At 72.1% G+C, this 24,201-nt stretch carries 27 protein-coding genes; 16 read left to right on the forward strand and 11 right to left on the reverse strand.

Annotated features, from left to right (window positions below):
- Positions 1-1,512: acetate--CoA ligase (gene acs / locus ACTG9Q_RS00005; protein WP_455570453.1), on the forward strand; the 1,512-nt coding region annotated here is incomplete at its 5' end.
- Positions 1,513-1,556: 44 nt separating this feature from the next.
- Here acs and ACTG9Q_RS00010 read toward each other — a convergent pair.
- On the reverse strand, positions 1,557-2,267 hold the full coding sequence (locus tag ACTG9Q_RS00010; protein WP_455570454.1) for a lysophospholipid acyltransferase family protein: 711 nt from the start codon (positions 2,265-2,267) through the stop codon (positions 1,557-1,559).
- Between the two features lie 48 nt (positions 2,268-2,315).
- Between ACTG9Q_RS00010 and ACTG9Q_RS00015 the strand changes: the two genes are divergently transcribed.
- The 4 genes from ACTG9Q_RS00015 (at position 2,316) to ACTG9Q_RS00030 (ending at position 5,830) form a co-directional block, all read left to right on the forward strand.
- Positions 2,316-3,071: a VIT1/CCC1 transporter family protein gene (locus ACTG9Q_RS00015; protein WP_455570455.1), complete on the forward strand. Its 756-nt coding sequence runs from the start codon at positions 2,316-2,318 to the stop codon at positions 3,069-3,071.
- 158 nt (positions 3,072-3,229) lie between these two features.
- On the forward strand, positions 3,230-4,348 hold the full coding sequence (nhaA, locus tag ACTG9Q_RS00020; RefSeq protein ID WP_455571277.1) for a Na+/H+ antiporter NhaA: 1,119 nt from the start codon (positions 3,230-3,232) through the stop codon (positions 4,346-4,348).
- A gap of 53 nt (positions 4,349-4,401) precedes the next feature.
- On the forward strand, positions 4,402-4,890 hold the full coding sequence (locus tag ACTG9Q_RS00025; protein ID WP_455570456.1) for a phage holin family protein: 489 nt from the start codon (positions 4,402-4,404) through the stop codon (positions 4,888-4,890).
- Between the two features lie 4 nt (positions 4,891-4,894).
- A complete protein-coding gene (locus ACTG9Q_RS00030) occupies positions 4,895-5,830 on the forward strand; it encodes an alpha/beta fold hydrolase (protein ID WP_455571278.1) in 936 nt (311 codons plus the stop codon).
- 30 nt (positions 5,831-5,860) lie between these two features.
- Here ACTG9Q_RS00030 and ACTG9Q_RS00035 read toward each other — a convergent pair whose 3' ends face one another.
- The 4 genes from ACTG9Q_RS00035 to nth are packed head-to-tail and all read right to left on the reverse strand — an operon-like array spanning position 5,861 to position 9,076.
- Complete coding sequence (locus ACTG9Q_RS00035) at positions 5,861-7,048, reverse strand: MarP family serine protease (protein WP_455570457.1); 1,188 nt, start codon at positions 7,046-7,048, stop codon at positions 5,861-5,863.
- On the reverse strand, positions 7,045-7,740 hold the full coding sequence (locus ACTG9Q_RS00040; protein WP_455570458.1) for an NUDIX hydrolase: 696 nt from the start codon (positions 7,738-7,740) through the stop codon (positions 7,045-7,047). Before ACTG9Q_RS00040 ends, ACTG9Q_RS00035 begins: the two co-directional genes overlap by 4 nt.
- Complete coding sequence (locus ACTG9Q_RS00045; protein ID WP_455570459.1) at positions 7,737-8,312, reverse strand: TlpA family protein disulfide reductase; 576 nt, start codon at positions 8,310-8,312, stop codon at positions 7,737-7,739. The genes ACTG9Q_RS00040 and ACTG9Q_RS00045 overlap by 4 nt, the downstream gene beginning before the upstream one ends.
- 8 nt (positions 8,313-8,320) lie before the next feature.
- Complete coding sequence (gene nth, locus ACTG9Q_RS00050) at positions 8,321-9,076, reverse strand: endonuclease III (RefSeq protein ID WP_455571279.1); 756 nt, start codon at positions 9,074-9,076, stop codon at positions 8,321-8,323.
- Between the two features lie 157 nt (positions 9,077-9,233).
- On the opposite strand from nth, the gene ACTG9Q_RS00055 reads away from it, so the two are divergent.
- The 7 genes from ACTG9Q_RS00055 to ACTG9Q_RS00085 all read left to right on the forward strand — a co-directional run bounded on the left by ACTG9Q_RS00055 (position 9,234) and on the right by ACTG9Q_RS00085 (position 15,698).
- Complete coding sequence (locus ACTG9Q_RS00055) at positions 9,234-9,485, forward strand: hypothetical protein (RefSeq protein WP_455570460.1); 252 nt, start codon at positions 9,234-9,236, stop codon at positions 9,483-9,485.
- Positions 9,486-9,634: 149 nt separating this feature from the next.
- Entirely contained in the window at positions 9,635-10,309 is a 675-nt protein-coding gene (locus tag ACTG9Q_RS00060) for a Crp/Fnr family transcriptional regulator (protein ID WP_455570461.1), read from the forward strand.
- Between the two features lie 414 nt (positions 10,310-10,723).
- On the forward strand, positions 10,724-11,956 hold the full coding sequence (locus ACTG9Q_RS00065) for an MFS transporter (protein ID WP_455570462.1): 1,233 nt from the start codon (positions 10,724-10,726) through the stop codon (positions 11,954-11,956).
- Positions 11,957-12,050: 94 nt separating this feature from the next.
- Entirely contained in the window at positions 12,051-13,145 is a 1,095-nt protein-coding gene (dnaN, locus tag ACTG9Q_RS00070; RefSeq protein WP_455570463.1) for a DNA polymerase III subunit beta, read from the forward strand.
- A gap of 101 nt (positions 13,146-13,246) precedes the next feature.
- Positions 13,247-14,044, forward strand: coding sequence for an NUDIX hydrolase (locus tag ACTG9Q_RS00075; RefSeq protein ID WP_455571280.1), 798 nt, complete (start codon positions 13,247-13,249; stop codon positions 14,042-14,044).
- On the forward strand, positions 14,041-14,832 hold the full coding sequence (locus ACTG9Q_RS00080) for an MBL fold metallo-hydrolase (protein WP_455570464.1): 792 nt from the start codon (positions 14,041-14,043) through the stop codon (positions 14,830-14,832). Before ACTG9Q_RS00075 ends, ACTG9Q_RS00080 begins: the two co-directional genes overlap by 4 nt.
- 8 nt (positions 14,833-14,840) lie before the next feature.
- Entirely contained in the window at positions 14,841-15,698 is an 858-nt protein-coding gene (locus ACTG9Q_RS00085) for a Gfo/Idh/MocA family protein (RefSeq protein ID WP_455570465.1), read from the forward strand.
- Positions 15,699-15,834: 136 nt separating this feature from the next.
- Here the strand turns inward: ACTG9Q_RS00085 and ACTG9Q_RS00090 are convergent, their stop codons facing one another.
- The 4 genes from ACTG9Q_RS00090 to ACTG9Q_RS00105 are packed head-to-tail and all read right to left on the reverse strand — an operon-like array spanning position 15,835 to position 18,012.
- On the reverse strand, positions 15,835-16,776 hold the full coding sequence (locus tag ACTG9Q_RS00090; protein WP_455570466.1) for a hypothetical protein: 942 nt from the start codon (positions 16,774-16,776) through the stop codon (positions 15,835-15,837).
- 21 nt (positions 16,777-16,797) lie between these two features.
- On the reverse strand, positions 16,798-17,400 hold the full coding sequence (locus ACTG9Q_RS00095; RefSeq protein ID WP_455570467.1) for a hypothetical protein: 603 nt from the start codon (positions 17,398-17,400) through the stop codon (positions 16,798-16,800).
- Positions 17,397-17,852, reverse strand: a complete 456-nt coding sequence (locus ACTG9Q_RS00100; protein ID WP_455570468.1) for a RidA family protein — start codon at positions 17,850-17,852, stop codon at positions 17,397-17,399. Before ACTG9Q_RS00100 ends, ACTG9Q_RS00095 begins: the two co-directional genes overlap by 4 nt.
- 1 nt (position 17,853) lies before the next feature.
- Positions 17,854-18,012: a hypothetical protein gene (locus tag ACTG9Q_RS00105; protein WP_455570469.1), complete on the reverse strand. Its 159-nt coding sequence runs from the start codon at positions 18,010-18,012 to the stop codon at positions 17,854-17,856.
- A 49-nt stretch (positions 18,013-18,061) separates the two neighbouring features.
- On the opposite strand from ACTG9Q_RS00105, the gene ACTG9Q_RS00110 reads away from it, so the two are divergent.
- Genes ACTG9Q_RS00110 through ACTG9Q_RS00120 form a run of 3 tightly spaced genes read left to right on the forward strand, consistent with a single transcriptional unit; the run spans position 18,062 to position 20,477 of the window.
- A complete protein-coding gene (locus ACTG9Q_RS00110; protein WP_455570470.1) occupies positions 18,062-18,310 on the forward strand; it encodes a hypothetical protein in 249 nt (82 codons plus the stop codon).
- A gap of 44 nt (positions 18,311-18,354) precedes the next feature.
- Positions 18,355-19,359, forward strand: a complete 1,005-nt coding sequence (locus ACTG9Q_RS00115) for an ArsA-related P-loop ATPase (protein ID WP_455570471.1) — start codon at positions 18,355-18,357, stop codon at positions 19,357-19,359.
- Entirely contained in the window at positions 19,359-20,477 is a 1,119-nt protein-coding gene (locus tag ACTG9Q_RS00120) for an ArsA family ATPase (protein ID WP_455570472.1), read from the forward strand. Before ACTG9Q_RS00115 ends, ACTG9Q_RS00120 begins: the two co-directional genes overlap by 1 nt.
- Positions 20,478-20,503: 26 nt before the next feature.
- On the opposite strand, the gene ACTG9Q_RS00125 is transcribed toward ACTG9Q_RS00120, so the two are convergent.
- Positions 20,504-20,791, reverse strand: a complete 288-nt coding sequence (locus tag ACTG9Q_RS00125; RefSeq protein WP_455570473.1) for a WhiB family transcriptional regulator — start codon at positions 20,789-20,791, stop codon at positions 20,504-20,506.
- Positions 20,792-21,026: 235 nt separating this feature from the next.
- Between ACTG9Q_RS00125 and ACTG9Q_RS00130 the strand changes: the two genes are divergently transcribed.
- Entirely contained in the window at positions 21,027-23,549 is a 2,523-nt protein-coding gene (locus ACTG9Q_RS00130; protein WP_455570474.1) for a transglycosylase domain-containing protein, read from the forward strand.
- A 155-nt stretch (positions 23,550-23,704) separates the two neighbouring features.
- Here ACTG9Q_RS00130 and ACTG9Q_RS00135 read toward each other — a convergent pair whose 3' ends face one another.
- Entirely contained in the window at positions 23,705-24,172 is a 468-nt protein-coding gene (locus ACTG9Q_RS00135; RefSeq protein WP_455570475.1) for a GatB/YqeY domain-containing protein, read from the reverse strand.
- Positions 24,173-24,201: the final 29 nt, after the last annotated feature.

Here is a 24,201-nt window from a genome sequence, read left to right on the forward strand (position 1 = left end):
GCCTGCGCCCGGCTCGGGCTGGTCCACAGCGTGGTCTTCGGCGGGTTCTCCCCCACCGCCCTGCGCTCCCGCATCGACGACGCCCAAGCCCGGGTGCTGATCACCTCCGACGGCCAATACCGGCGGGGTGAGGCCGTGGCGATGAAAGACAACACCGACGAGGCCACCACCCACACCCCCAGCATCGAACACGTGGTGGTGGTGCGCCGCACCGGCACCGACATCAACTGGGTCCAGGGCCGGGACGTGTGGTGGCACGACCTGATCGACCACCAGCCCGACACCCACACCGCGCAGGCGTTCGACGCCGAGCACCCACTGTTCATCCTCTACACCAGCGGCACCACCGGCAAACCCAAAGGCATCCTCCACACCAGCGGCGGCTACCTCACCCAAACCGCCTACACCCACCACGCCGTCTTCGACCTCAAACCCGCGACCGACATCTACTGGTGCACCGCCGACATCGGCTGGGTCACCGGCCACTCCTACATCGTCTACGGGCCCCTCGCCAACGGCGCCACCCAAGTCCTCTACGAAGGCACCCCCAACACCCCCCACCACGGCCGCCACTTCGAGATCATCGCCAAATACGGCGTCACCATCTACTACACCGCCCCGACGTTGATCCGCACCTTCATGAAATGGGGAACGGAGAACCCGGCGGCCCACGACCTGTCCTCCCTGCGGGTCCTCGGGTCGGTCGGTGAGCCGATCAACCCCGAGGCGTGGATCTGGTACCGCACCCACATCGGCGGCGAACGCTGCCCCATCGTCGACACCTGGTGGCAAACCGAAACCGGCGCCATCATGATCAGCCCCCTCCCCGGCGTCACCAACACCAAACCCGGCTCCGCCCAAACCCCGCTGCCCGGGATCAGCGCCCAAGTCGTCGACGACACCGGCACCGAGGTCGCCCACGGCTCCGGCGGCTACCTGGTGCTCACCGAACCCTGGCCCTCCATGCTGCGCGGCATCTGGGGCGACCCCGACCGCTACCGCGACACCTACTGGACCCGCTACCACGAACAGGGCTACTACTTCGCCGGCGACGGCGCCAAATACGACACCGACGGCCACATCTGGCTCCTCGGCCGCGTCGACGACGTCATGAACATCAGCGGCCACCGCATCTCCACCACCGAAGTCGAATCCGCCCTCGTCTCCCACCCCACCGTCGCCGAAGCCGCCGTCGTCGGCGCCACCGACCCCACCACCGGACAAGGCATCGTCGCCTTCGTCATCACCCGCGGCACCACCCAACACGACCGCGACCAGCACATCACCACCCTGCGCAACCACGTCGCCAACGAAATCGGGGCCATCGCCAAACCCCGCCACATCCTCATCGTCGACGAACTCCCCAAAACCCGCAGCGGCAAAATCATGCGCCGACTCCTCCGCGACATCGCCGAAAACCGCGAAATCGGCGACACCACCACCCTCGCCGACAACACCGTCATGAGCCTGATCACCGAAGGCCTGAGCAACCAGAAGTCGGCGGAGGACTGATCCCCCGTGACAAGGGCCCCGCCATGTGGCGGGGCCCTTTCGCGTCAGCCGAGCGGTGGCTGTTTCCCGCGCAGGTCCGCGAGCAGGTCGGTGATCGCGTGCATGATCCGCTTGGTGGCCTCGTCCAGCGTCTCCCGGTCGATCCCGGTCAGGTCGGAGAGGTCCACCGGCGGACCGGCCACGATGTGCACCGTGCGTCGCGGGATCAGCCGGGGGAACCGCGCGGTGGCGGGCAGCAGCTCGTGGGTGCCCCAGTTCACCACCGGGATCACCGGCGCGCCGGTCTCCAGCGCGACCCGCGACACCCCGTTCTTCACCCGCGCGGACGGCCAGTGGTCGGTGTTGTCGGAGAAACCGGCCTCCGGGAAGAACACCACGCACTCACCGCGCTGCACCGCGTCCACCGCGCCCGTGTACGCACTGCGCGCGTGGACGGAGTTGCGCTGCACGGGGATGTGGCCGCCCGCGTTGAGCACCTGTTTGATGCCCGGGACCTTCCACAGGCTCGCCTTGGCCAGATAGCGCGGGATGCGCCCGGCGGCGAGGGTGAAGGCGGTGACCGTCACCGGGTCGGCGAACGAGAGGTGGTTGGAGGCCAGCACCACCCCGCCGGTCCTGGGCAGCTCGCCGCGGAACCGCAGCCGGGCGCCGAGCGCCAGCAGCGGCCAGATGATGTCGATCGCCAGGCTGTACCAGAAGCCGCGGCCCCGCCGGGGCACGCGGAATATCAGGGTCAGCGCACGCCAGGTGCTCATGGGTCTGTCGGTTCGCACACCTCATCTTCGCCGCACGAGAACGACAGGATGCGTCGACCCGGTCAGAATTGCCGGGTGAGAACCGACAGTGAGCAGTCGAGCACCCACCCGGACGAGCCGCACCACACTCCCCTGGGCAGCAAGCTGAACTGGCTGCGCGCGGGCGTGCTCGGCGCCAACGACGGGCTCATCTCCACCGCGGGCCTGGTCGTCGGCGTCGCGGGCGCCACGACCGACCGCACCGCGATCCTCGCCGCGGGCGTGGCCGGGCTGGTCGCGGGCGCCCTATCGATGGCGGGCGGTGAGTACGCCTCGGTGAGCACGCAGCGCGACACCGAGCTGGCCGCGCTGCGCAAGGAGGCCCGCGAGCTGCGGGAGATGCCCGAGGCCGAGGAGCGCGAGCTGGCGGGCATCTACGAGGGCAAGGGCCTGTCCCCCGAGCTGGCCGCCCAGGTCGCCCGCGAGCTGTCCGAGCAGGACGCCCTCGCCGCGCACGCCGACGCGGAGCTGCAGATCGACCCGGAGAACCTGACCAGCCCGGGGCAGGCCGCCTGGGCGTCGCTGGTGGCCTTCGCGGTGGGCGCGCTGCTGCCGCTGGTGGCGATCGCGCTGCCGCCGGTGGAGCTGCGGGTGTGGACGTGCGTGGCGGCGGTGCTCGTCGGGCTCGTGCTCACCGGCACCATCAGCGCCCGGCTGGGGAGCGCGCGCGTCGGCAGGGCGGTCGGGCGCAACCTGCTCGTGGGGACGCTCGCCATGACTGTGACGTACTACGTCGGCGTTCTGTTCGGCGTCACGGTCGGTTGACGTTAAGCTTCGACACAGGTGTGCCGGGAAGTCTGGTCGGCGTATGGGACAACTGTATGCCGAGCCGGGAGTAGCCCTTGTCACAGCGACGCCGTTCCAGCACCCCCAAGGCCGCCACCGATTTCGCTCGCTACCTGCGCACCGAGACCGTCGGCGGCATGGTCCTGCTGGCCGCCACGGCCATCGCCCTGATCTGGGCGAACTCCCCGATCGGCGATTCCTACAAGGCCGTTCGCGACACCGAGTTCGGCCCGCATTTCCTGCACCTGAACCTGACCGTCGGCGACTGGGCCAAGGACGGGCTGCTCGCGCTGTTCTTCTTCGTCGTCGGCCTGGAGCTCAAGCGCGAGCTGGTCATCGGTGAGCTGTCCCGGTTCAAGGCCGCGCTGCTGCCGGCCGTCGCCGCGCTCGGCGGCATGGTCGTGCCCGCCGCGCTCGCCTTCGGGATCGCCTGGGGCGAGCCGTACGCCGGGCAGGTGTGGCCGATCCCGGTGGCCACCGACATCGCGTTCGCCCTCGGCGTGCTCGCCCTCACGGCGCGGCACATGCCCAGCAGCGCCCGGGTGTTCCTGCTCAGCCTCGCCGTGGTCGACGACCTGGGCGCCATCGCGCTGATCGCCACGCTGTTCACCACCGGCTTCGACATCCTGGCCTTCGGCATCGCCGTGGCCCTGATCGCGCTGTACTGGTTCCTGCAGCGCAAGCGGGTCACCGCGGCATGGCTCTACGTCCCGCTGGCGGTCGCGGTGTGGGTCGCGGTGCACTCCAGCGGCATCCACGCCACCGTCGCCGGGGTCGCGCTCGGCCTGCTCACCCGCGTCCGCAAGGACCCCTACGAGCGCGAGGCCCCCGCCCTGCGCCTGGAGCACCGGCTGCAGCCGTGGTCGGCGGGCGTGGCCGTGCCGGTGTTCGCCCTGTTCGCCGCGGGTGTCCCGATCGGCGCCAACGCCCTGGGCGCGGTGTTCACCGAGCGCCTCGGGCTCGCGGTGGTGATCGGGCTGGTCGTGGGCAAGCTCGTGGGCATCATCGGGTTCTCGCTGGTGGCGGTGCGGCTCAAGTGGGCGACGATGCCCGCGGGGCTGAGCTGGCGGGACATGGGCGCGGTGGCGATGCTCGGCGGCGTCGGGTTCACCGTCAGCCTGCTGATAGCCGAGCTGTCGCTGCCCACGGCCGAGGCCGAGGCGGCCAAGGCCGCCGTGCTGATCGCCTCGGCGGTGGCGTCGCTGCTGGCCGCCGCGATGCTCGCCAAGCGCAGCAAGGCGCACCAGGATTCCTGACCTGCGGGTCGTCCGGTGAGGTCGACCGGCCTCGGTGATTCGGGCATGGCACGATGACGCAGGTGACCAGCGCGCAAGGAAACGGACACCGCGACGGCCTGCCCCCCGTGCCGTCCATCCCACTGGCCGACGACCTGACCGCCGCCGCGGGTGATCACTCCATCGGCGCGCTGGTCAAAGACGCCACCGCCCACCTGTCGACCCTGGTCAGGGCCGAGGTGGAGCTGGCCAAGGCCGAGGTCGCCCGCGAGGTCAAGAAGGCGCTGATCAGCGGCGTCTTCTTCATCATCGCGCTGACCGTCTCCCTCTACGCCACGTTCTTCTTCTTCTTCTTCGCCGCGGAGGGCCTCGCCGACCTCGGCATGAAGCGCTCCTGGTCGTTCCTGAGCGTCTTCGGGTTCATGGCCGTGGTGATCGTGGTGACCGGCGTGCTCGGCTACCGCAAGATCCGCAAGATCCGCGCCCCGCAGCGCACGATCGACTCGGTCAGGGAGACCGCGGCCGTCCTGCGGCACCGCGGGTCCGACGAGCAACAGGCCTGAGGCGCTGAGCCGCACCCCGGACCCGACCGCGGTTCGCATCGACGGACCGTGGACGCATCGCGACGTCTACGCCAACGGCATCCGGCTGCACACGGCCGAGACCGGCGACGGCCCGCTGGTCGTGCTGCTGCACGGCTTCGCCGAGTTCTGGTGGACCTGGCGCCACCAGCTCACCGCGCTGGGCGACGCGGGCTTCCGCGCGGTCGCGGTCGACCTGCGCGGCTACGGCGACTCCGACAAGCCCCCGCGCGGCTACGACGCCTGGACCCTGGCCGGTGACGTCGCCGGCCTGGTCAAGTCCCTCGGCGCGCCCCGCGCCCACCTGGTCGGGCACGGCTGGGGCGGCCTGCTGGCCTGGACCGTGGCCGCCCTGCACCCCCGCCTGGTCGACTCGGTGTCCGCGGTGTCGGCCCCGCACCCCCTGGCCCTCCGAAGCGAGGCCAGGCGCACCGCCCTGCGCGGACGCGGCAGCAACCAGGCACGGGCGTTGAGCCACATCCTGCGGGCCCAGCTGCCGTTCGTCCCTGAGCACTGGCTGCGGAAGGAGGACACGCTCACCGACCTGTTCGGAGCGTGGTCAGGGGAACGTTGGCGCAACGGCCCAGCCTTCACCGAGACGATCGCGCAGTACCGCCAGGCGCTACTCGTGCCGGGCGTGGCGCACTCCGCCCTGGAGTACTACCGCTGGGCGGTGCGCTCACAGCTGCGCAGCGAGGGCAGGCGCTTCACCGAGGAGCTGCAGCGCCGCATCCGCACCCCCGTCCTCCAGCTCTACGGCGCCGACGACCCCTGCGTCCTCCCCCACACCCGCACAGCCTCGACCCCCTGGCTCCGCGGCCCCGCCGAACACCACGAACTTCCCGGCGTCGGCCACCTCCCCACCGAGGAAAACCCAGCCGCCACCAGCGCCGCCATCGCGGGCTTCCTCAAGAGCCAGTAACCAGCGATCAGGTCAGGGCCACAGCTCTGATCAGCCGGAGCAGCGGCCGGTGGAGACTGGTTTGGTGAGGCCGGGGGCGGCGGCGACCTCGGCGCGGACTTCGGCGGCGGAGAGGGCGAAGCCGGTTTCGGAGTCGTCCACGGCCGCGCCGAAGATGACGCCGAGGACGGCGCCGGTGGTGTCGACCAGGGGGCCGCCGGAGTTTCCGCTGAGCACCTTGGCGCGCAGGGTGAACACGTCGCGGTCGACGGGGGTGGGGGAGTCGTAGATGTCCGGGCCGCGCAGGGGGACGCGGTCGCGGATGCGGGCGGACTCGGCGGTGTACGGGCCGTCGAGGGGGTAGCCGAGGACGATGCCGTCCTGGCCGCTCTCGCCGTCCTCCGCGGCGAAGGGCAGGGGGTCGACGGACAGGCCGGGCACGCGCAGCACGGCGAGGTCGGTGCGGGGGTCGTAGAGGACGACCTCGGCGCGCAGGGTCTCATCGCCGGACTCGACGCTGACCTCCTCCGCGCCCGCGACGACGTGCGCGTTGGTCATGACCCGCTGCGGGGAGATGACGAACCCGCTGCCCTCAAGAGCCCGCTCGCACGCCAGGGCGCGCGCGTTGATCTTCAGCACGCTCGGCCTGACCCGCTGGACGACCGCGCTGGCCTGCAGCGCGGGGTTCGGCGGGGCCACCTCGCGCGCGGGTGTGCGGTTGAACGGGTCGACAGCGGCCGGGAAGCCGGAGACGTCGAGCAGCTTGCGCAGTTCCTCGGGCAGCCCGCGCGCCGCCTGCGGCATCACGTCGTTGACGCCGCCGAGCACCACCGACTTGTTGATCGCCGAGGCCAGCCCCGGCAGCCCGCCGACGGTCGTCAGCGGCAGCGCGATCAGCCACGACACCAGGAACACGACAGCGCCCTGCACCACCGCGCCCAGCGCGCTGTCCACGCCTGCCAGGCGCGGGGAGGAGATGCGCTGGCGGATCGTGCGCCCCACCCACACCCCCAGCGTCTCGCCGAGGGCCACCAGCAGCACGAAGATCGCGACCGCGAACGCCACCCTGGTCGGCGTCGCGGAGATGCCCGCGACCACCAGCGGCGCGACCTTCACCCCCACGACCGCGCCCAGCAGCACGCCGAGGAAGGCGGGCAGCGCGGTCACCACGCCCTGCCGGGCGCCGGAGACGGCCGCGAGCACGGCCAGCGCGAGCACCAGCACGTCGACCCAGTTCACGCACTGACCTCCGGACCCTGTGGACGGACGGAGCGCCACGCTACGTCAAGGTCCCGCACGTCGCTGTGATCCCACCCGCGATCCCACCCACCCGAGGCCAGCACCATGCTGAGCAGACCGGCGGTGAAACCCCAAACCAGCATCCCGGGAGCGGCGAACGCCGGTCCTATGTAGCCGGAGGGGTGCTTGACGCGAAACCGGTTCGCCGGGTCCGCCAGGTGCGCGATGGGCACGCGGGCCACCGCCTGGGTCTCGCGCTCGGACACCGCCCACACCCGGCTGGGCTTCTCCCAGTACGCCAGCACGGGCGTGACGTCGAAGCCGGAGACCGGGATGTGCAGGCCGGGCAGCAGCGCGACCGGGCGGACCCCGGTGGGGTCGACGCCGGTCTCCTCGACGGCCTCGCGCAGCGCGGTGGCCACGGGGTCGTCGTCCTCGGGCTCGGCGGAGCCGCCGGGGAAGCTGACCTGGTCGGAGTGGGCGTCCCCGGACGCGGCGCGCAGCTGCAGCAGCACGTCGGGGCCGTGGTGCCCGTCCTCGCCGAACAGCACGAGCACCGACGCCGCGCGGGCGCCGTCGCCCACGGCGGCGAAGCGGGTCCACGCGGCGACATCGATCTCGCCCGCCGCGACCACCAGCGGTCGCAGCCAGTCCGGCACCGACTCCGGGTCCACCAGCGGTCCGTGCGTCATCGCGTCCCCACCGCGGCGCGCACGTCCCCGACATCGCGGAACAGCCGCGGCTCGGTCACCTGCGCCACCGTGCCGTCGGCGCCGACCAGGTACGACGCGGGCAGCGCGGCGGGCAGCCGCAGGGCGCGGCTGAGCGCGCCGGACTCGTCGTGCAGGGTCGGCAGGCGCACGCCGAGGCCGCGCAGCAGGACGAGGGCGTCGCCGGGGTTGCTCTGCACGGCCACGGTGACGACGTCGACCGACTCCGGGTCCGCCGCGTACTCGGCCAGGACCGGCAGCTCGTCGCGGCACGGCAGGCACCAGGTGGCCCAGACGTTGACCAGGACCTTCCGACCGCCGAGCACATCCGCTACGTCCACCGGGTCACCAGAGCCCAGACAGACACTGACGACACCACGCAGCTGCTCGGGCCCGGGTCCGTCGCCCGCGCACGGCTCCAGGGCGGCCTCAGCGCGCGCCTGGGCGACGTCCGGACCAGGCGGCGGGGTGTGCGGGGCCGGGGCCTCGTCGCGGGGCCAGAGGGCGACGGTCGCGGCGACCAGCAGGATCACCGCGACCAGCACCCAGCGCACCCGTGGGATCATGCCCGTCCCGGGCGGTAGCCCTCGCGGACGCGCTCGGCGAGGGCCAGCAGGTGCTCGGCCTCCTCGCCCTTGACCAGCTTGTCCGAGGTCTCGGGGTCGATCGGTCCCGTCCCGTACGACGGGCACTCTTTCGCCAGGAAGCACGAGCCGCACGCGGGCTTGCGGGCGTGGCACACGCGCCTGCCGTGGAAGATCACCCAGTGCGAGAGCATCGTCCAGTCCTTGCGCGGGACCAGGGCGCCGATCGCGTGCTCGACCTTGACCGGGTCCTCCAGCCCGGTCCAGCCGAAGCGGCGCACGAGCCTGCCGAAATGCGTGTCGACGGTGATGCCGGGCACACCGAAGGCGTTGCCGAGGATGACGTTGGCGGTCTTGCGGCCGATGCCGGGCAGGGTCACCAGGTCGTCGAGGTTGCCGGGCAGCTCACCGCCGAAGCGCTCCACCAGCTCGGCGCCCAAGCCCATCAGCGAGGCGGCCTTGTTGCGGTAGAAGCCGGTGGAGCGGATCAGCTCCTCCACCTCGGCGCGGTCGGCCGCGGCGTAGTCGGCGGCCGTGCGGTACCTGGCGAACAGCGCGGGCGTGGTCAGGTTCACCCGCACGTCGGTGGACTGCGCGGACAGGATCGTGGCGACGGCCAGTTCCAGCGGGGTGGTGAAGTCCAGCTCGCAGTGCGCGTTCGGGAAACCCTCGGCGAGCGCCCTGGTCATCCGGCGGACACGCCGGGTCAGGGAGAGACTGGACTCACCCTCCATCGCGGCGGCTGCCAGGGGCGGACGTCGGGTGGTGGGAGGCACGCCGATAGCCTACGGCCCGACACGCAACCCGATATGTGCCCTCAACGTCGTAGAAGAGCAAGACCATCTAAGCCGGGACCGGGCGGGTCCGGCTGGGAGCGAGGATCGACGACACATGGCTGTCTGGTTCGTTTTCGCGGTACCGCTGGTGATCATGTTCTTCGCCCTCTTCATGGAGCGGGTGGAGACCCGGATTCGACACGTCGCGGTCCAGGAGACCGACGTCGAGGAGTTCCTCGAGTCGGCCCGGCCCGATGAGGTTCGCGCGCTTTACGGCCACGGCATCGGTCGCGCGCTGGAGTTGTTCCGGCTGCGCAGGCTGGGCGGCCGGGCCGTCAAGCTGCGTGGTCGCAGGGGCCGTGACTAGGCGTTAGGGTCTTCCGCTGGGCCTGGTTGACGATTCCACAACGGACCGTGACGGCGCGCCGCAAAGGCGTCGGCGGGGCAGGCCCTACACTGAATGCGGTGATCGGCGGCACAGCGCCTGTGCCGGCCGGGTGGAAACGGAGGACCGAGGTGGATGAGACCCTAGCCCGCGCGGGCATTTTCCAAGGGGTCGAGCCGGCCGCGGCGGAAGCGCTCGCGCAGACGCTCGAGTCGCAGGAGTTTCCGCGGGGGCACGTGATCTTCGCGGAAGGGGAGCCGGGCGACCGGCTGTACATCATCCTCTCCGGCAAGGTGAAGCTCGGCCGCAAGTCGCCCGACGGGCGGGAGAACCTGCTGGGGATCTTCGGACCCTCCGACATGTTCGGCGAGCTGTCGATCTTCGACCCGGGCCCGCGCACGTCCACCGCCACCACGGTCACCGAGGTCCGCGCGGTCACGATGGACCGGCCCGCGCTGCGCCAGTGGATCAACAACCGACCCGAGATCGCCGAGCAGCTGCTGCGGGTCATCGCGCGCAGACTGCGCCGGACGAACGGCATGCTGGCCGACCTGATCTTCACCGACGTGCCCGGCCGGGTGGCCAAGGCGCTGCTGCAGCTCGCGCAGCGCTTCGGCAGCCAGGAGGCGGGCCTGCTGCGGGTCACCCACGACCTCACGCAGGAGGAGATCGCCCAGTACGTCGGCGCCTCCCGCGAGACGGTCAACAAGGCCCTCGCCGACTTCGCCCACCGCGGCTGGCTGCGGCTGGAGGGCAAGAGCGTGCTGATCCTGGACCCCGAGCGACTGGCCCGCCGAGCTCGCTAAGACCTCACCCGCAGAGGCCCGGTCTCCCGACCGGGCCTTTCGCGCGCAAAACGAAAGGCCGGGCGCCGCCCCCGACGCGGCGCACCGGCCTCTCGCCTGCGCGGACCATCCCCCGACGATCCGCGCTCCCCGCCCTCCAACCGCAGGCCCCGACCCGTTCGGCGGAGGGAGTCAGTGTCAAGTTCGTTGCCGAACACCCGGGTGTCAGGGCAACCAAGAGAACCATCGCACGGAACCCCACCTGGAACTCAAGCGTATTCACCCTCAAGGACTCCCGGGGGCCGCGTTCGTTGCGTGGTTTCACCCCGCAGCCGGCCATCTGTTACGCGACTGAGACTTACCACCAGGACGACGTGGCTCAAACCACCGAATAAATACTGGTACGACCGTACCAGTTCGGGCACACTGGTACACATGTCCCACTCTGCCCGCCTCACCGACTACCGCGCTGCGCTCACCACCCCGGGAGCGCGCGGTCCGGTGCTGGCTTCTCTCGTGGGCAGGCTGCCGATCGCCATGGTGGGCCTGTCCCTGCTGCTGTACGTCCAGGCCAAGACGGGATCCTTCGCCATCGCGGGCCTGGTCTCGGCGGGCACGCTCGTCGGCGTGGCCATGGGGTCGGTCGCCCAGGGTCGGCTGATGGACCGCGTCGGACCGACCCGGCCGCTGCTGGTCACGGTCGTGCTGTTCGCGGCGTTCGTCTCCCTCGGCGTGCTGCTGGTGGAGGCCGCGGCGCCGACCATGGTGCTGGTGGCGGTCGGGTTCGGCATCGGGTCGACCGAGCCGATGATCGGCTCGGCGTCGCGGGCGATGTGGACGCGGCTGGTGCCGCCCGGTCCCGCGCGCACGGCGGCGTTCACGTACGAGGCGATCAGCATGGAGGTGTTCTTCATCGTCGGCCCGGCGCTGTCGGGTGTGCTGGTCGCGGCGCCGTGGGCGGGGACCGGCGTGGTGGCCGGGGCGGCGTGCATGATCGTCGGCGGGGTCGCGTTCGCGCTGATGCCGACGATCCGGCGGTACCGCCCGCCCGCCACGACCGGCAGGCGCAGCATGTTGGGCGCGCTGACCTCGCCCGGCATGAAGACCGTGGCGATCGCCGCGGCGGGCTTCGGCGTGACCATCGGGTTCGTCGAGGTGGCCGTGCCCGCTGCGGCGACCCAGGCGGGCAACGCGCCCGCGGGCGGGCTGCTGCTGGGCCTGTGGTCGGTCAGCTCGGTGATCTTCGGGGTGTACTACGGGACGCGGCCGTGGCCCCGGCCCCTGCACCTGCGGCTTCCCGTGCTGCTGGCCGGGTTCTCGCTGCTGCTGGTGCTGTTGGTGATCCCGACGTCGCTGATCGGGCTGGGCGTGGCGCTGCTGGCCGTGGGCACGCTGGTCACGCCGCAGGCGACGGCGCACTCGGCCGCGCTGGAGCTGGTGGCCCCGCCGGGGACGATCACCGAGGCGTTCGGCTGGGTGATCACGTCGGTCACGCTGGGGCTGGCGCTGGGGCAGTCGGTCAGCGGGCAGCTGGTGGAGCACGTCGGGGTGTGGGCGTCCTACCTGGCCGCCGCCGGGGCCGGGCTGCTGATCGCGCTGGTGGTGTGGCTGCGCAGGCACACGGTGGTCGACCGGTTGGCGCCCGCGCCTGTACCCGCGCTGGTCTGAGGTCCGCAAGGAGTTATCCCCAGGAGTGTGGACAACTCCCATACCTGTGGACAACTCCGCCGCGATGTCGCCGGGTGCGGTTAGCGTCGCAGGCATGGACCTCACCGCCACCACCACCGCCTTGGCCGCCGCCGCGGCCGACGTCGTCCGGCTCGTCCCCACCCGCTACACCGACCCGCTGCTCAGCGGCCTGCTCCTGACCGCGGGGCCCGACGGCGTCGTCCTGGCAGCCAGCGACCGCGAGCGCTCCGCCCGCGTGTCGTGCGGGGCGCTGGTGCACACCGAGGGCGCCGTGCTGGTCCCGGCGAAGCCCTTCGCGGAGACGCTGCGCGCTCTGGAGGTCGACCAGGTGCGGCTCGTGGTGGAGGGCAGCAGGCTCGCCATCCGGGCCGACGGCGCCCGCTTCGCCCTCCCCCTGCTGGACGTCTCGCTGCACCCCGGCGTGCCCGCGCCGCCGCGGACGTGCGGCAGCGTCGCGGGGGACCTGCTGTCCCCCGCCCTGTCGACCGTCGCGGCCACCGCCTCCCGCGACGACGCCCTCCCCGTCTTCTCCGGCGTGCGCCTGCGCGCCGAGGAGGGCGCCCTGGTCCTGCGCGCCACCGACCGCTACCGCATGGCCATCGCCACCGTGCCCGCTGACGGCCTGTCCGCCGACCTGGACGTCCTGGTGCCCGCGGCCCTGCTGTCGGAGGTGGCCAAGCAGGCCGCAGGCGAGGTCACCATGTCCGTGGACACCAACCGCTTCGCCCTGTCGTGGGGCGACACCACCGTCACCACAGGAGTCCTGGACGCGGTGTTCCTCTCCGAGTCCAACCTCGTCCTGAACACCGTCGACACCACCGTCGACCTCGACGCCGACGCGTTGGCGGGCGCCACCCGGCGCGTCTCCCTGTACACCGACCCCCGCCGCGTGGTCCAGGTGGAGGTCGGCGACCACGAGGTCCGCCTGCGCGGCACCGACCCCCAGTCGGGCGAGGCGGAGGAGACCGTCAAGGCCACAGTGGACGGCGGTCGCACCGGCCCGGCCGTCCAGTCCCGCTACCTGCTCGACGCCCTGCGCCCCTACGCGGGCAAACGCATCCGCCTCTCCATCCAACCCGGCATGCGCGCCACCGTGATCACCTCACTCGACCCGGAGGAGGTGGAGATCAAGTACCTGATGATGCCCATGCTTCCGCCGAAGCAATGACAGCCACCACAACCGGACTGGGGCGGGGTGTGGGGATCGCGTGGGTGCCGGGGGGTGGGGCGTCCGCGTAGGGTCTGGTTGTGCGTGAGCTGCCTGCGGAGATGGTCCTGCCCTCGGGGTTCGTGCCGCCTGTGCCGCCGGACCCGCCCGCCGTCCCCCGGGACGCGGCGACGGTGATGTTGGTGCGGGACACGGCCGTGGGGGTCGAGGTGTTCCTGCAGCGGCGGGTGGTGGGGATGGCCTTCGCCGGGGGGATGACGGTGTTCCCCGGTGGGGGCGTCGACCAGCGGGACGTGGATGCCACGGTGGCGTGGCACGGGCCGGAACCGCGGTGGTGGGGTGAGCGGTTCGGGTGTGGTCCGGCGCTTGCCCGGGCGTTGGTGTGCGCGGCGGTTCGGGAGACCTTCGAGGAGTCGGGGGTGTTGTTGGCGGGACCGGACGGGGGCGGTGTTGTCGCCGACGCGCGGCCCTATCACGACGCGCGGGCGGCGTTGGTGGGGCGGGAGCTGTCGTTCGCGCGGTTCCTCGCCGACACCGGGCTGGTGCTGCGGGCGGACCTGCTGCGGCCGTGGGCGAACTGGGTCACCCCGGTCGAGGAGCCGCGCCGCTACGACACGCGGTTCTTCCTCGCGGCGCTGCCCGAGGGCCAGCGGGCCGACGGGGCGACGAGCGAGGCGGACCGGGCGCACTGGCAGCGTCCGGCGGAGGCGATCGACGACTGGCGGCGGGGTGAGTGCGCGCTGATGCCGCCGACCTGGGTGGCCCTGTCCGACCTGGCCGAACACCCCACGGTCGCCGACGCCATGGCGGCCGACCGGTCGCTGGGCAAGATCATCCCCAAGGTCATCCGCGACGGCGACGTCGTGCGGGTCGTCCTGCCGGGCGGGGAGCAGCGGTGACCCATCCCGCCTACGGCGTCGTGCGCCCGGTGACGCCGTTCGCCTCGGTGCTGCTGGAGGACAACCCCGGCACGATGACCCTCGACGGCACCAACACCTGGCTGCTGCGCGCGCCCGGCGCCGAGGACTGCGTGGTCGTCGACCCCGGCTACGAGGACGAGCCGCACCTGCGCCGCGTCATCGAGGTCGCCGGGCGGGTGGCCGCCATCCTCATCACCCACCACCACGCCGACCACGTGCAAGGCGCGCCGTGGCTCTCCCGCGCCACCGGCGCCCCCGTCCGCGCCTTCGACCCGGCCCTGTCGACCGACGCCCCCCTGCGCGACGGCGAGGTGCTGAGCCTGGCGGGGCTGGACCTGGAGGTCCGGCACACCCCGGGGCACACGGCGGACTCCATCTGCCTGGCCATCACCCACGGCGGCCAGAGCGCGGTGCTCACCGGCGACACGGTGCTGGGGCGGGGCACCACCGTCATCGCCCCGCCCGACGGGCGCCTCGGGCAGTACCTGGACTCCCTGCGCCTGCTCGCGGGCAGCCCACCGGGCACCGCCGTGCTCCCCGGCCACGGGCCCGACCTGCCGGACCTGCCCACCACCGCCGCGAGGTACCTCGCCCACCGCGAGCAGCGCCTCGACCAGATCCGCGCCGCCCTGGCCCACCTGGGCCCGGACGCCACCGCCCGCCAGGTGGTCGAGGTCGTCTACGCCGACGTCGACCGGTCCCTCTGGCCCGCCGCCGAGTGGTCCGTCCACGCCCAGCTCGACTACCTGCGCGAGCCCCCCGCTTGAATGGACCCATGAGCGACGCGGTGGTGCGGTTCGGGTTGGTCGGGGCGGGTCCGTGGGCGCGGCGGGTCCATGCTCCTGGGCTTCGGAGCCACCCCGGCGTCGAGCTGGCCGGGATCTGGGCCCGCACCCCGAGGGAGGGCGCGACCACCGACTACGACGCGCTGCTGTCCGAAGTGGACGCCGTCGCGTTCGCGGTCCCGCCCGCCGTGCAGGCGGAGATGGCGCTGGAGGCGGTCAGAAGGGGCAAGCACGTGCTGCTGGAGAAGCCCGTCGCCCATGACGTCGCCGGGGCCGAGCGGCTGGCAGGCGCCATCGCGGACGCGGGCGTGGTGTCGCTGGTCAACCTCATGCGCCGCTTCGCCAAGGAGACCGTGGACTGGCTCGGCGAGGTGCGCGCCGTGGGCGGCTGGGCGGGTGGCAGCGTCCGCTGGCTCTCCGGGGCGCTGCTCGGCGGGGACTACGCCGGGTCGGCCTGGCGCCAGGACGGCGGCGCGCTCGCCGACATCGGGCCGCACGTGCTCGACCTGCTCGACGCCGCGCTGGGACCGATCGAGAAGGTCCTGTCCGCCCACAAGGGCGAGCCGGACCTCTGGCACCTCACCCTGGGCCACGCCTGCGGCGCGACGAGCACGGCGTCGCTGTCCATGCGGCTGCCGATGCGGCCCACCGTGACCGAGGTGTCGGTCTACGGCGAGGCCGGGTACCGCGAGGTCGTCGGCCGCGCCACCGATCCCGCCGACGCCTACGCCGCCGCGCTGGATCTGTTCACCGGGCTGGTGCGCCAGGGCCTGCCCGAGCACGACCTCGACGTCCGGCGCGGCCTGCACCTGCAGAAGCTGGTGGAGATGGCGCGCGCGGCGATCTAGGTCGTGTCGCAGGTGTGGTGTGCGGGAGAGCCATGATCAGTCCGCCCGCCAGCGGTGCGGACGGATCGTCCTCATACCGGTGTTGTGTTCGGGCGCATCCGGCCCGGGCGGACTGGCGCGGCTATGCAAACACGGCCTAGGGACGCTGGTCCGGCGGCTGCAGCGGCATGCCGTTGACCATGGTGTTGGCCTCGTGCCAGTCGAAGGGGTGGTTGCCGCCGGGGAGGTCGCCCTGCCAGGAGGACTGGGGCGTGCCGCCGTCGGCCTGCTCGCGGCGGGCCAGCTCCTCCTGCAGCTGGCGCAGCAGGTCCAGCTCCTGGTCGTTGAGGGAGTCCGCGGGCGGCTCCTCCATCCACGACGGTCCCAGGGGCTCACCCAAGGAAGCGGGAGCGGGCTGGGGCGAGCTGGGCACAGCGGGGGCCGGGGCGTCAGCGCCGTGGTCGGCGAGGACCTCGGTCGCGTACCGCACGGCGGTGTGGTGGTAGTCACTCTGCTCGACGCCCTCGCGCAGCACCTCGACCGACGCGGTCAGGCCCGCCCTGCGCAGGGCGTGCTGCACCCGGTACGCCGTCACGGGCGCGGACCCGGCGGGCCCGATGCCGACCACGACGATCCGCTGCGGCACCGGCCCGGAGACCGCGCCCGCGGGCGTGGTCCGCCAGACCGCCCACACCGCGCGGATGTCGGGGAGCACGTCGAGGACCCGGCTGGCCGCCTCGGCCACGCCCTCCTCGGGCGCGACCCCGTCGACCCGCCCGGCCACGAACCGGTGCCGGGTGGTCAGCGAGGGCTCGACGACCACGACGCGCTCGGCGACGGTCGGGTCGCAGTGCGTGGCGACGAGCAGGTCGCGCAGTTCGGCCTGCTCGGCGGAGGACAGTCCGATCGGGCCGGAGACCAGGCAGCCCACGACGAACTCCAGGGCGCGGTCGACCTCGGTGGCCGCGACCAGCTCCCTGGCCTCGGCCAGGGCGTCGTCGTCGAGCCTGCCCGCCAGCGCGAGCAGCAGGTCGTGCGCCCTGACCGGCAGCGCGATCTCCGGGCGGGCCGGACCCGGCCCCGCGGTGACCTGTGTCACGATCGTCCTCCCTCGTCGGGACTAGCTGTGGACCAGGTGTCCGTCGGCGACCAGCGGCTCGGACGCGGCGAGCGCGTCTCGGTGGTAGCGGGGCAGGTCGCGGCCGCGGACCAACACCTCGACCGCGGGCTCGTCGGTGCCCAGCGCCCGCAGCACGCGCTGCAGCTCCCCGGTCAGCCGCACGGCGCCCTCGGTCACGGTGACCAGCACGATCCGGGCGACCGGGTCGGTGGACCGCCCGCGCCGCCAGCTGGACCGGGCCTCGACGACCTCGGGCCGACCACGCAGCAGCGCGCCGAGCACGACTCCCACGGAGTCACCCCTGGTCACCCATTCAGGTGACTCCGCGGTGAAGGTGTAGCCGAGTTCGGGGATTTCGTCCACCCACGGAACAGCGTTGAGCCGCTCCGCGTCCGCCCCGGCGGGCACCAGCACGACGCCCAGCGCGCGGGACTCCTCGGGAGTGATGCCCACCCGCTCGCGCAGCAGCATCAGCGGCAGGGCGCGGGCCACGGCGTCAACCCCGCCCGCGGCGACCCAGTCGCGCAGCCGCCACAGCTCGCGATCGCCGATGCGCCCGGCGAAGCGCAGCAATAACTCGTGGCATTCCTCTGCGGTGCTCATGCGACCTCGACAATCAGCTCGACCTCGACCGGCACGCCCAGCGGCAGCTCGGCGACGCCCACGGCGGAGCGGGCGTGCCTGCCCGCGTCGCCGAAGACCTCGGCGAGCAGGTCGGACGCGCCGTTGAGCACGGCGGGCTGGCCGGTGAACCCCTCGGCGGAGGCGACGAACCCGACGACCTTGACCACCCGGACCACGCTGTCGATGCCCACCAGGGCGTCAATGGCGGCCAAGGCGTTCAGCGCGCAGATCCTGGCCAGCCCGGCGGCGTCCTCGGGGGTGACCTCGGCGCCGACCTTGCCCGTCGCCGCGACCTTGCCCTCGACCAGCGGGATCTGGCCCGCGGTGTAGACGAGGCCGCCGGTGCGCACCGCGGGCACGTACGACCCGGCGGGCGCGGCAACCCCGGGCAGCGTGATCCCCAGCTCGTCCAAGCGCGCGGACGCGGTCATCTCAGGCGGCCTTGGCGCGCTTGAGGTAGGCCACGTGCTGCTCGCCGGTGGGGTTGGCCAGCACGGTGACCAGCTCCCAGCCGTCCTCGCCCCACTGGTCGAGGATCTGCTTCGTCGCGTGGATCAGCAGCGGCACGGTCGCGTACTCCCAACGGGTCATGCCCCGCAGCCTAAAGCAGGGCAGATCACCCAGTCGGTACGGTGGCGCTATGGAGGGCTGGCGCATCCTCGCCACCGCACTGCTGGGCGCGGGCGGGCTGCTGCTCGTGCTGGTCACGATGGCGAAAGTGCGGGACCGCGCCCCGGCGCACGGCCCGGTCGCGATGGCGGGGGCAGTGTCGTTCACCATCCTCGCCCTGCTGTGCCTGCTGACCGCCACGGTGCTCACACCACCCGTGGCCTGGGGCGCGGTGGTCCTCGTGGGCACAGTCGCCGCGGTGCTGACGCTCGTTGGGTGAGCGTCACAGGGCGGACGGCCTAATCCGGCATTTACCCTGGACAGGTGAGCTCCCCCGTCGTCGGCTGGACCGACGAGATCGCCCGTGCCCGGCTGCACGTGGTCACCGGCAAGGGCGGGACCGGCAAGACCACCGTGGCCGCGGCGCTCGCCCTCGCGCTGGCCCACGGCGGGCGCAAGGTGCTGCTCGTCGAGGTGGAGGGCCGCCAGGGCATCGCCCAGGTCTTCGACACCCAGCCGCTGCCCTACAGCGAGGAGAAGGTCGCGCTGGCGCCCGGCGGGGGCGAGGTGCGCGCGCTGCACATCGACGTCGAGGCCGCGCTGCTGGAGTACCTGTCGATGTTCTACAACCTGGGTTTCGCGGGCCGCACGCTGCGCCGCATGGGCGCCATCGAGTTCGCCACGACCCTGGCGCCGGGCCTGCGCGACGTGCTGCTCACCGGCAAGGTCAAGGAGTGCGTCACGCGCACCGACGAGCGCGGCAGGCACGTCTACGACGCGGTGGTGGTCGACGCCCCGCCGACCGGGCGGATCGTGAAGTTCCTCGACGTCACCAAGGCGATGGCCGACCTGGCCAAGGTCGGCCCGATCCGCGGGCAGAGCGACGGCGTGGTGCGGCTGCTGCACTCCGGGGACACCGCGGTGCACCTGGTCACGCTGCTGGAGGAGATGCCGGTGCGCGAAACCGTCGAGGCCGTCGAGGAGCTCGACGGCGCTGACCTGCGCCCCGGCGCGATCATGCTCAACCGGGTCCGCCCGCCGCGCCTGCCCGCCCGCTCGGTGACCGCGGCCGCCGACGGCCGGGTGGACGCCGGGCGCGTGCGCGAGGGCCTCAGGAGCGCGGGCCTCGCCCTGGCCGACGACATCCTGGAAGGGCTCGTCGGCGAGACGGTCGAGCACGCCGTGCGCGTGCAGGCCGAGCAGCGGGCCAGGGCCCGGCTGGCCGAGGTGGACCTGCCCGCCGTCGAGCTGCCCGACCTGGTCGACGGCGTCGACACCGCCGCGCTCTACGAGCTGGCCGAGTCCCTGATCGAGCAGGGGGTCCGGTGATGACGGCGCTGCACGTCGACAAGCTGATCGACGACCCGGCGACGCGGGTCGTGGTGTGCTGCGGCTCCGGCGGGGTCGGCAAGACGACCACCGCGGCGGCCATCGCGGTGCGCGCGGCCGAGCGCGGGCGCAAGACGGTCGTGCTGACCATCGATCCGGCGCGCAGGCTGGCGCAGTCGCTGGGTCTGCGGGAGCTGGACAACACCCCGCGCCAGGTGGAGGTCGAGGGGTTCGCCCCGGCGGGCGGGCTGGCCGCGATGATGCTGGACATGCGCCGCACCTTCGACGACATGGTGCACGCGCACGCCGGGCCGGAGCGCGCCAGGGAGGTGCTGGCCAACCCGTTCTACAAGACGATCTCCACCTCGTTCTCCGGCACGCAGGAGTACATGGCGATGGAGAAGCTGGGCCAGCTCGCCGCCGAGGGCGCCTACGACCTGATCGTGGTCGACACCCCGCCCTCGCGCTCGGCGCTGGACTTCCTCGACGCGCCGCAGCGGCTGTCCACCGCGCTGGACGGGCGCATGATCAAGCTGCTGATGGGACCGGCGCGCGCGGGCGGGCGCGGGCTGCGCAAGGTGGTCAGCACCGGGTTCGGGATGTTCGCGAAGGCGGTGTCGACCGTGGTCGGCGGGCAGCTGCTGACCGACGCCTCGGCGTTCGTGCAGGCGTTCGACTCGATGTTCGGCGGCTTCCGCGAGCGCGCCCGGCTCACCGCGGAGCTGCTGCGCTCCTCGGGCACGGCGTTCCTGGTGGTCGCCGCGCCGGAGCCGGACGCGCTGCGGGAGGCGAGCTACTTCGTCGAGCGGCTGGCCGCCGAGGAGATGCCGCTGGCCGGTCTCGTGATCAACCGGACCCACCCGGTGCTGGCCAAGCTCCCCGCGGCCAAGGCGCTCAGCGCCGCCGAGGCGCTGGAGTCGGCGGGCAGCGCGCCGCTGGCCGCGGCCGTGTTGCGCCTGCACGCCGACCGGGTCGCCCTCGACCAGCGCGAGCGCAGGCTCGTGACCCGGTTCACCAAGGCGCACCCCGGTGTCGCGCTGGCGCACGTGCCCGCCATGCCAGCCGACGTGCACGACCTCGACGGGCTGCGGCTGATCGGCGAGCAGCTGGCGCGTTAGGTCGTGTTTCAGGTGTGGAGCACGACCTAACCGACCTGGAGCTGGCGGCGCGCGTCGTCGAGCAGCTCACGCCAGGAGTCGACCTCTGGTCGCCGCCTCAGCAGGGCCCGGCGCTCGCGCTCGGTCATACCGCCCCAGACACCGAACTCGATCCGGTTGTCCAGGGCCTCGGCCAGGCACTCCGTGCGCACCGGGCACGCCACGCAGACCATCTTGGCCTTGCGCTGCTCGGCGCCGCGCACAAAGAGCCCGTCCGGGTCCTCGTCTCGGCACGTCGCGCGAACCCGCCAGTCGACCTGTGCTTCGAGATACATGTATCCCCCACCCCTGTCGTCGTCGCGACCCATCAACCCGATACCCCCCGGTATCAGGTGCTTCTCCACCACCCGCAGATACACGGCCGGGGAAGAAGCTCTGTCGTGAGACGTTGACGGACTCTAGTGGTCCTCGGTTCCATCGAGAAGGGCCGGGCGCACAGCTGTTACGCAAAGTCAATATCGTCCGAGTAGTCGTCGGTGATCCAACCGGGTGACGCGTACGCTGGTGCCCGTGCGTGTTGGAGACAGCCTGCTGAAGCTACTCGGCCTTTGCCTGCTCGCCGGTGTTCTCGTCGCCGGCATGCTCTTCCCCTTGGTGGGGGCGTTGGGGGTGATGTCCAATCGAGCCAGCGACACCATCGACAGCGTGTCGGCCGACCTCGTCGCCACCGACCCGCCGCTGATCACCACGGTCACCGACGCGGCGGGCAAACCGATCGCCTCGATCTACGACCAGTACCGCCTGCCGGTGACCGCCGCGCAGATCTCCCCGACGATGACCGCCGCCCTGGTCGCCATCGAGGACCGGCGCTTCTACGAGCACAACGGCGTGGACTGGAAGGGCACCATCCGCGCCGCCATCTCCAACCAGACCGGCGGCGACGTGCAGGGCGCGTCCACGCTGACGCAGCAGTACGTCAAGAACTACCTGATCAACGTGGTCAACCGGGACAACAAGGCCGAGCAGGCCAAGGCCCAGGAGCAGACCATCGCCCGCAAGCTGCGCGAGGCCCGCATCGCCATCCAGCTCGAGCAGAAGATGTCGAAGGACGACATCCTCACCGGCTACCTCAACGTCGTCGAGTTCGCCTACGAGGTCTACGGCATCGGCGCGGCCTCCAGCGCGTACTTCGGGACGACCCCGGCCAAGCTGACCGTGGCCCAGTCGGCACTGCTGGCGGGCGCGGTGAACAACCCGGTGCTCTACAACCCGTGGCGCAACCCCGCGGGCACGCTGGCCCGGCGCGACCTGGTCATCGACGTGATGGTCGAGACGCAGAAGCTGTCGCCGGAAGCGGCGGCCGCGGCGAAGAAGGAGCCGCTGGGCATCCTGCCCAACCCCAAGAAGCCCCCGGCCAACTGCGTCGGCGCGGGCCCGGAGTACGGCTTCTTCTGCCAGTACGTGTGGGTGTACCTGCAGGAGATCGGCTTCACCCCGGACCAGATCACCACCGGCGGCTACACGATCAAGACGACCCTCGACCGGCGCGCGACGCAGCTGGCCAAGGACGCCGCCGAGGCGCAGGTGCCCAAGACGATCGACGGCATCGCCAACACCATGGCGATCGTGCGCCCGGGCAAGAAGAAGCACGAGGTCGTCGCCCTGGTGGCCAACCGCGACTACGGGCTCAACGGCGCCAAGGGCCAGACGACGATCCCGTACCCCTACGGCGTGGAGAACAAGTTCGGCGCCGGTTCCATCTTCAAGGTCTTCACGGCCGCGGCGTACCTGGAGAAGGGCGGCGGCATCAACAACGTCATCCAGACACCGGGCAAGTACGTCTCGAACAAGTTCACCGGCGGCAACGAGAAGAACTGCCCCCGCACGCCCAGGGCGGACGACGGGAACACCCGCTGGTACTGCCTGTCCAACGAGAACGACCGGTACCCGCCGCAGATGACCCTCCAGCAGGCGCTGGCGACCTCCCCGAACACGGGCTTCGTCATCCTGGAGGAGCGCGTCGGCATGGACGCCGTCGTCGACATGGCCTCCCGCCTCGGCCTGCGCAAGACGATGACGACCAACACCGCGGGCCGGACCCCGAACCCCAAGGCCAACGTCCCCGAGCTGCGGGTCAGCCAGGCCGAGCACTTCAAGCCCTCGGAGAACAACCCGTTCGGCAACGCGTCCTTCACCCTGAGCCCGTCGGCGGTCAGCACGCTGGAGCTGGCCAACGTCGCCGCGACGATCATGAGCGGCGGCGTCTGGTGCGCCCCGACCCCGCTCGTCGAGGTGCGCGACCGCAACGGGAAGAAGCTGGCCTACCCCGAGGCCCCGTGCGAGCAGGTGGTGGCCGAGCCGCTGGCCAACACCCTGGCGCACGGCATGAGCAAGGACGACGAGGGCAGCGGCACCGCGGCCCGCGCCGCCCGGCAGTTCGGCTGGAACCGCCACACCATCGGCAAGACCGGCACCACCCAGCAGTTCAAGTCCGCGGGCTTCGTCGGCGGGACCCCGCAACTCACCGGCGCCGTCCTGGTGTCCAACGACAGCCCACGCCCCCAGGGCATCTGTGATCCCCCGATCAGGGTGTGCGGCGAGAACGGCAACATCTACGGCGGCAAGGCCCCGGCGCGCACGTTCTTCCAGGCGATGAGCAAGATCCTCGAGGGCAAGCCGAACGCGCCGCTGCCGCCCGCGGACAAGCGCTACCTCGACGGCGGCCCGGAGGTCAAGGTCCCGAACGTGATCGGCAAGCCGAAGGACGAGGCCACCTCGATCCTGGAGAAGGCCGGCTACAAGGTGGTCGCCAACGACCGCAACGACGCCCGCAAGCGCGGCACCGTCGTCGGCCAGTCCCCACGCGGCGCCGCGCTGCCGGGGGAGACCATCACCATCCAGGTCAGCACCGGCTACGTCCCCCCGCCCCGCACCACAGAGCCGGCCGACACACCGAAGCCCCCGAGCCCTCCCCCCGGCTCCGGCAGCCCCGGCAGGCCACCGGGAGAGGGCAACCCCGGCAACCCGACTCCCCCCGGTGGACCACCGGATGAGGACGGCCCGCCCATCACGATCGGCCCGATCAACCCGTAGCGCGAAAGGGGCCCCGCCAGCAGGCGGGCCCCTTCTCGTCAACGTCGCAAGCGCGCATACCTGGCCCCACTGGGTGACGTGGTTGCCCGCGCCTTCCCGACGCGTGCCCGTTGGGGCATGTCCTTCTCGGAGAAGTCGGGAACGGCCGGTCTGGGTCAGGTCAGGCGCGCCTTGACGGCGGCGGCGACCCGGCCGCCCTCGGCGCGGCCCGCGACCCTGGTGTTGGCGGCCTTCATGACCTGGCCCATCTGGCGCTGGCCCGGGGCCTCGCCCAGGGCGGTGGTGACCTCGGCGATGGCCTCGTCGACCAGGGTGGTGAGTTCGGCGTCGTCGAGCTGCTTGGGCAGGTAGTCGGTGAGGACGGCGGCCTCGGCGAGCTCCAGGTCGGCCTGCTCGGCGCGGCCCGCGCCGCGGAAGGCCTCGGCGGCCTCCTTGCGCTTCTTCACCTCGCGGGTCAGGACGCGCTCGACTTCGGGGTCGGACAGCTCGCGGGCGGTGTCCCCGGCGACCTCCTCGGTCGTCACGGCGGCGAGTGCCATGCGCAGGGTGGCCGTCTTGGTCTTGTCCCGGCTTTTCATCGCGGTGGTCAGGTCGGACTGCAACCGCTCCTTGAGCTGTGCCATGCCATCAACGGTACTGCCCGCGCGCACGT

The sequence above is a fragment of the Actinokineospora lacus genome, assembly GCF_053813445.1.

Excerpts from the sequence above, each read along its gene's own strand:
- ACTG9Q_RS00095 (WP_455570467.1), bottom strand. The coding sequence starts at position 17,400 with ATGAGCACCGCAGAGGAATGCCACGAGTTATTGCTGCGCTTCGCCGGG.
- nhaA (WP_455571277.1), top strand. The coding sequence starts at position 3,230 with ATGGTCCTGCTGGCCGCCACGGCCATCGCCCTGATCTGGGCGAACTCC.
- ACTG9Q_RS00040 (WP_455570458.1), bottom strand. The coding sequence starts at position 7,740 with ATGACGCACGGACCGCTGGTGGACCCGGAGTCGGTGCCGGACTGGCTG.
- ACTG9Q_RS00120 (WP_455570472.1), top strand. The coding sequence starts at position 19,359 with ATGACGGCGCTGCACGTCGACAAGCTGATCGACGACCCGGCGACGCGG.
- ACTG9Q_RS00135 (WP_455570475.1), bottom strand. The coding sequence starts at position 24,172 with ATGGCACAGCTCAAGGAGCGGTTGCAGTCCGACCTGACCACCGCGATG.
- dnaN (WP_455570463.1), top strand. The coding sequence starts at position 12,051 with ATGGACCTCACCGCCACCACCACCGCCTTGGCCGCCGCCGCGGCCGAC.
- ACTG9Q_RS00025 (WP_455570456.1), top strand. The coding sequence starts at position 4,402 with ATGACGCAGGTGACCAGCGCGCAAGGAAACGGACACCGCGACGGCCTG.
- ACTG9Q_RS00085 (WP_455570465.1), top strand. The coding sequence starts at position 14,841 with ATGAGCGACGCGGTGGTGCGGTTCGGGTTGGTCGGGGCGGGTCCGTGG.
- ACTG9Q_RS00055 (WP_455570460.1), top strand. The coding sequence starts at position 9,234 with ATGGCTGTCTGGTTCGTTTTCGCGGTACCGCTGGTGATCATGTTCTTC.
- ACTG9Q_RS00105 (WP_455570469.1), bottom strand. The coding sequence starts at position 18,012 with ATGACCCGTTGGGAGTACGCGACCGTGCCGCTGCTGATCCACGCGACG.
- ACTG9Q_RS00065 (WP_455570462.1), top strand. The coding sequence starts at position 10,724 with ATGTCCCACTCTGCCCGCCTCACCGACTACCGCGCTGCGCTCACCACC.
- ACTG9Q_RS00010 (WP_455570454.1), bottom strand. The coding sequence starts at position 2,267 with ATGAGCACCTGGCGTGCGCTGACCCTGATATTCCGCGTGCCCCGGCGG.
- ACTG9Q_RS00015 (WP_455570455.1), top strand. The coding sequence starts at position 2,316 with ATGCGTCGACCCGGTCAGAATTGCCGGGTGAGAACCGACAGTGAGCAG.
- ACTG9Q_RS00125 (WP_455570473.1), bottom strand. The coding sequence starts at position 20,791 with ATGTATCTCGAAGCACAGGTCGACTGGCGGGTTCGCGCGACGTGCCGA.
- ACTG9Q_RS00075 (WP_455571280.1), top strand. The coding sequence starts at position 13,247 with ATGGTCCTGCCCTCGGGGTTCGTGCCGCCTGTGCCGCCGGACCCGCCC.
- nth (WP_455571279.1), bottom strand. The coding sequence starts at position 9,076 with ATGGAGGGTGAGTCCAGTCTCTCCCTGACCCGGCGTGTCCGCCGGATG.
- ACTG9Q_RS00110 (WP_455570470.1), top strand. The coding sequence starts at position 18,062 with ATGGAGGGCTGGCGCATCCTCGCCACCGCACTGCTGGGCGCGGGCGGG.
- ACTG9Q_RS00100 (WP_455570468.1), bottom strand. The coding sequence starts at position 17,852 with ATGACCGCGTCCGCGCGCTTGGACGAGCTGGGGATCACGCTGCCCGGG.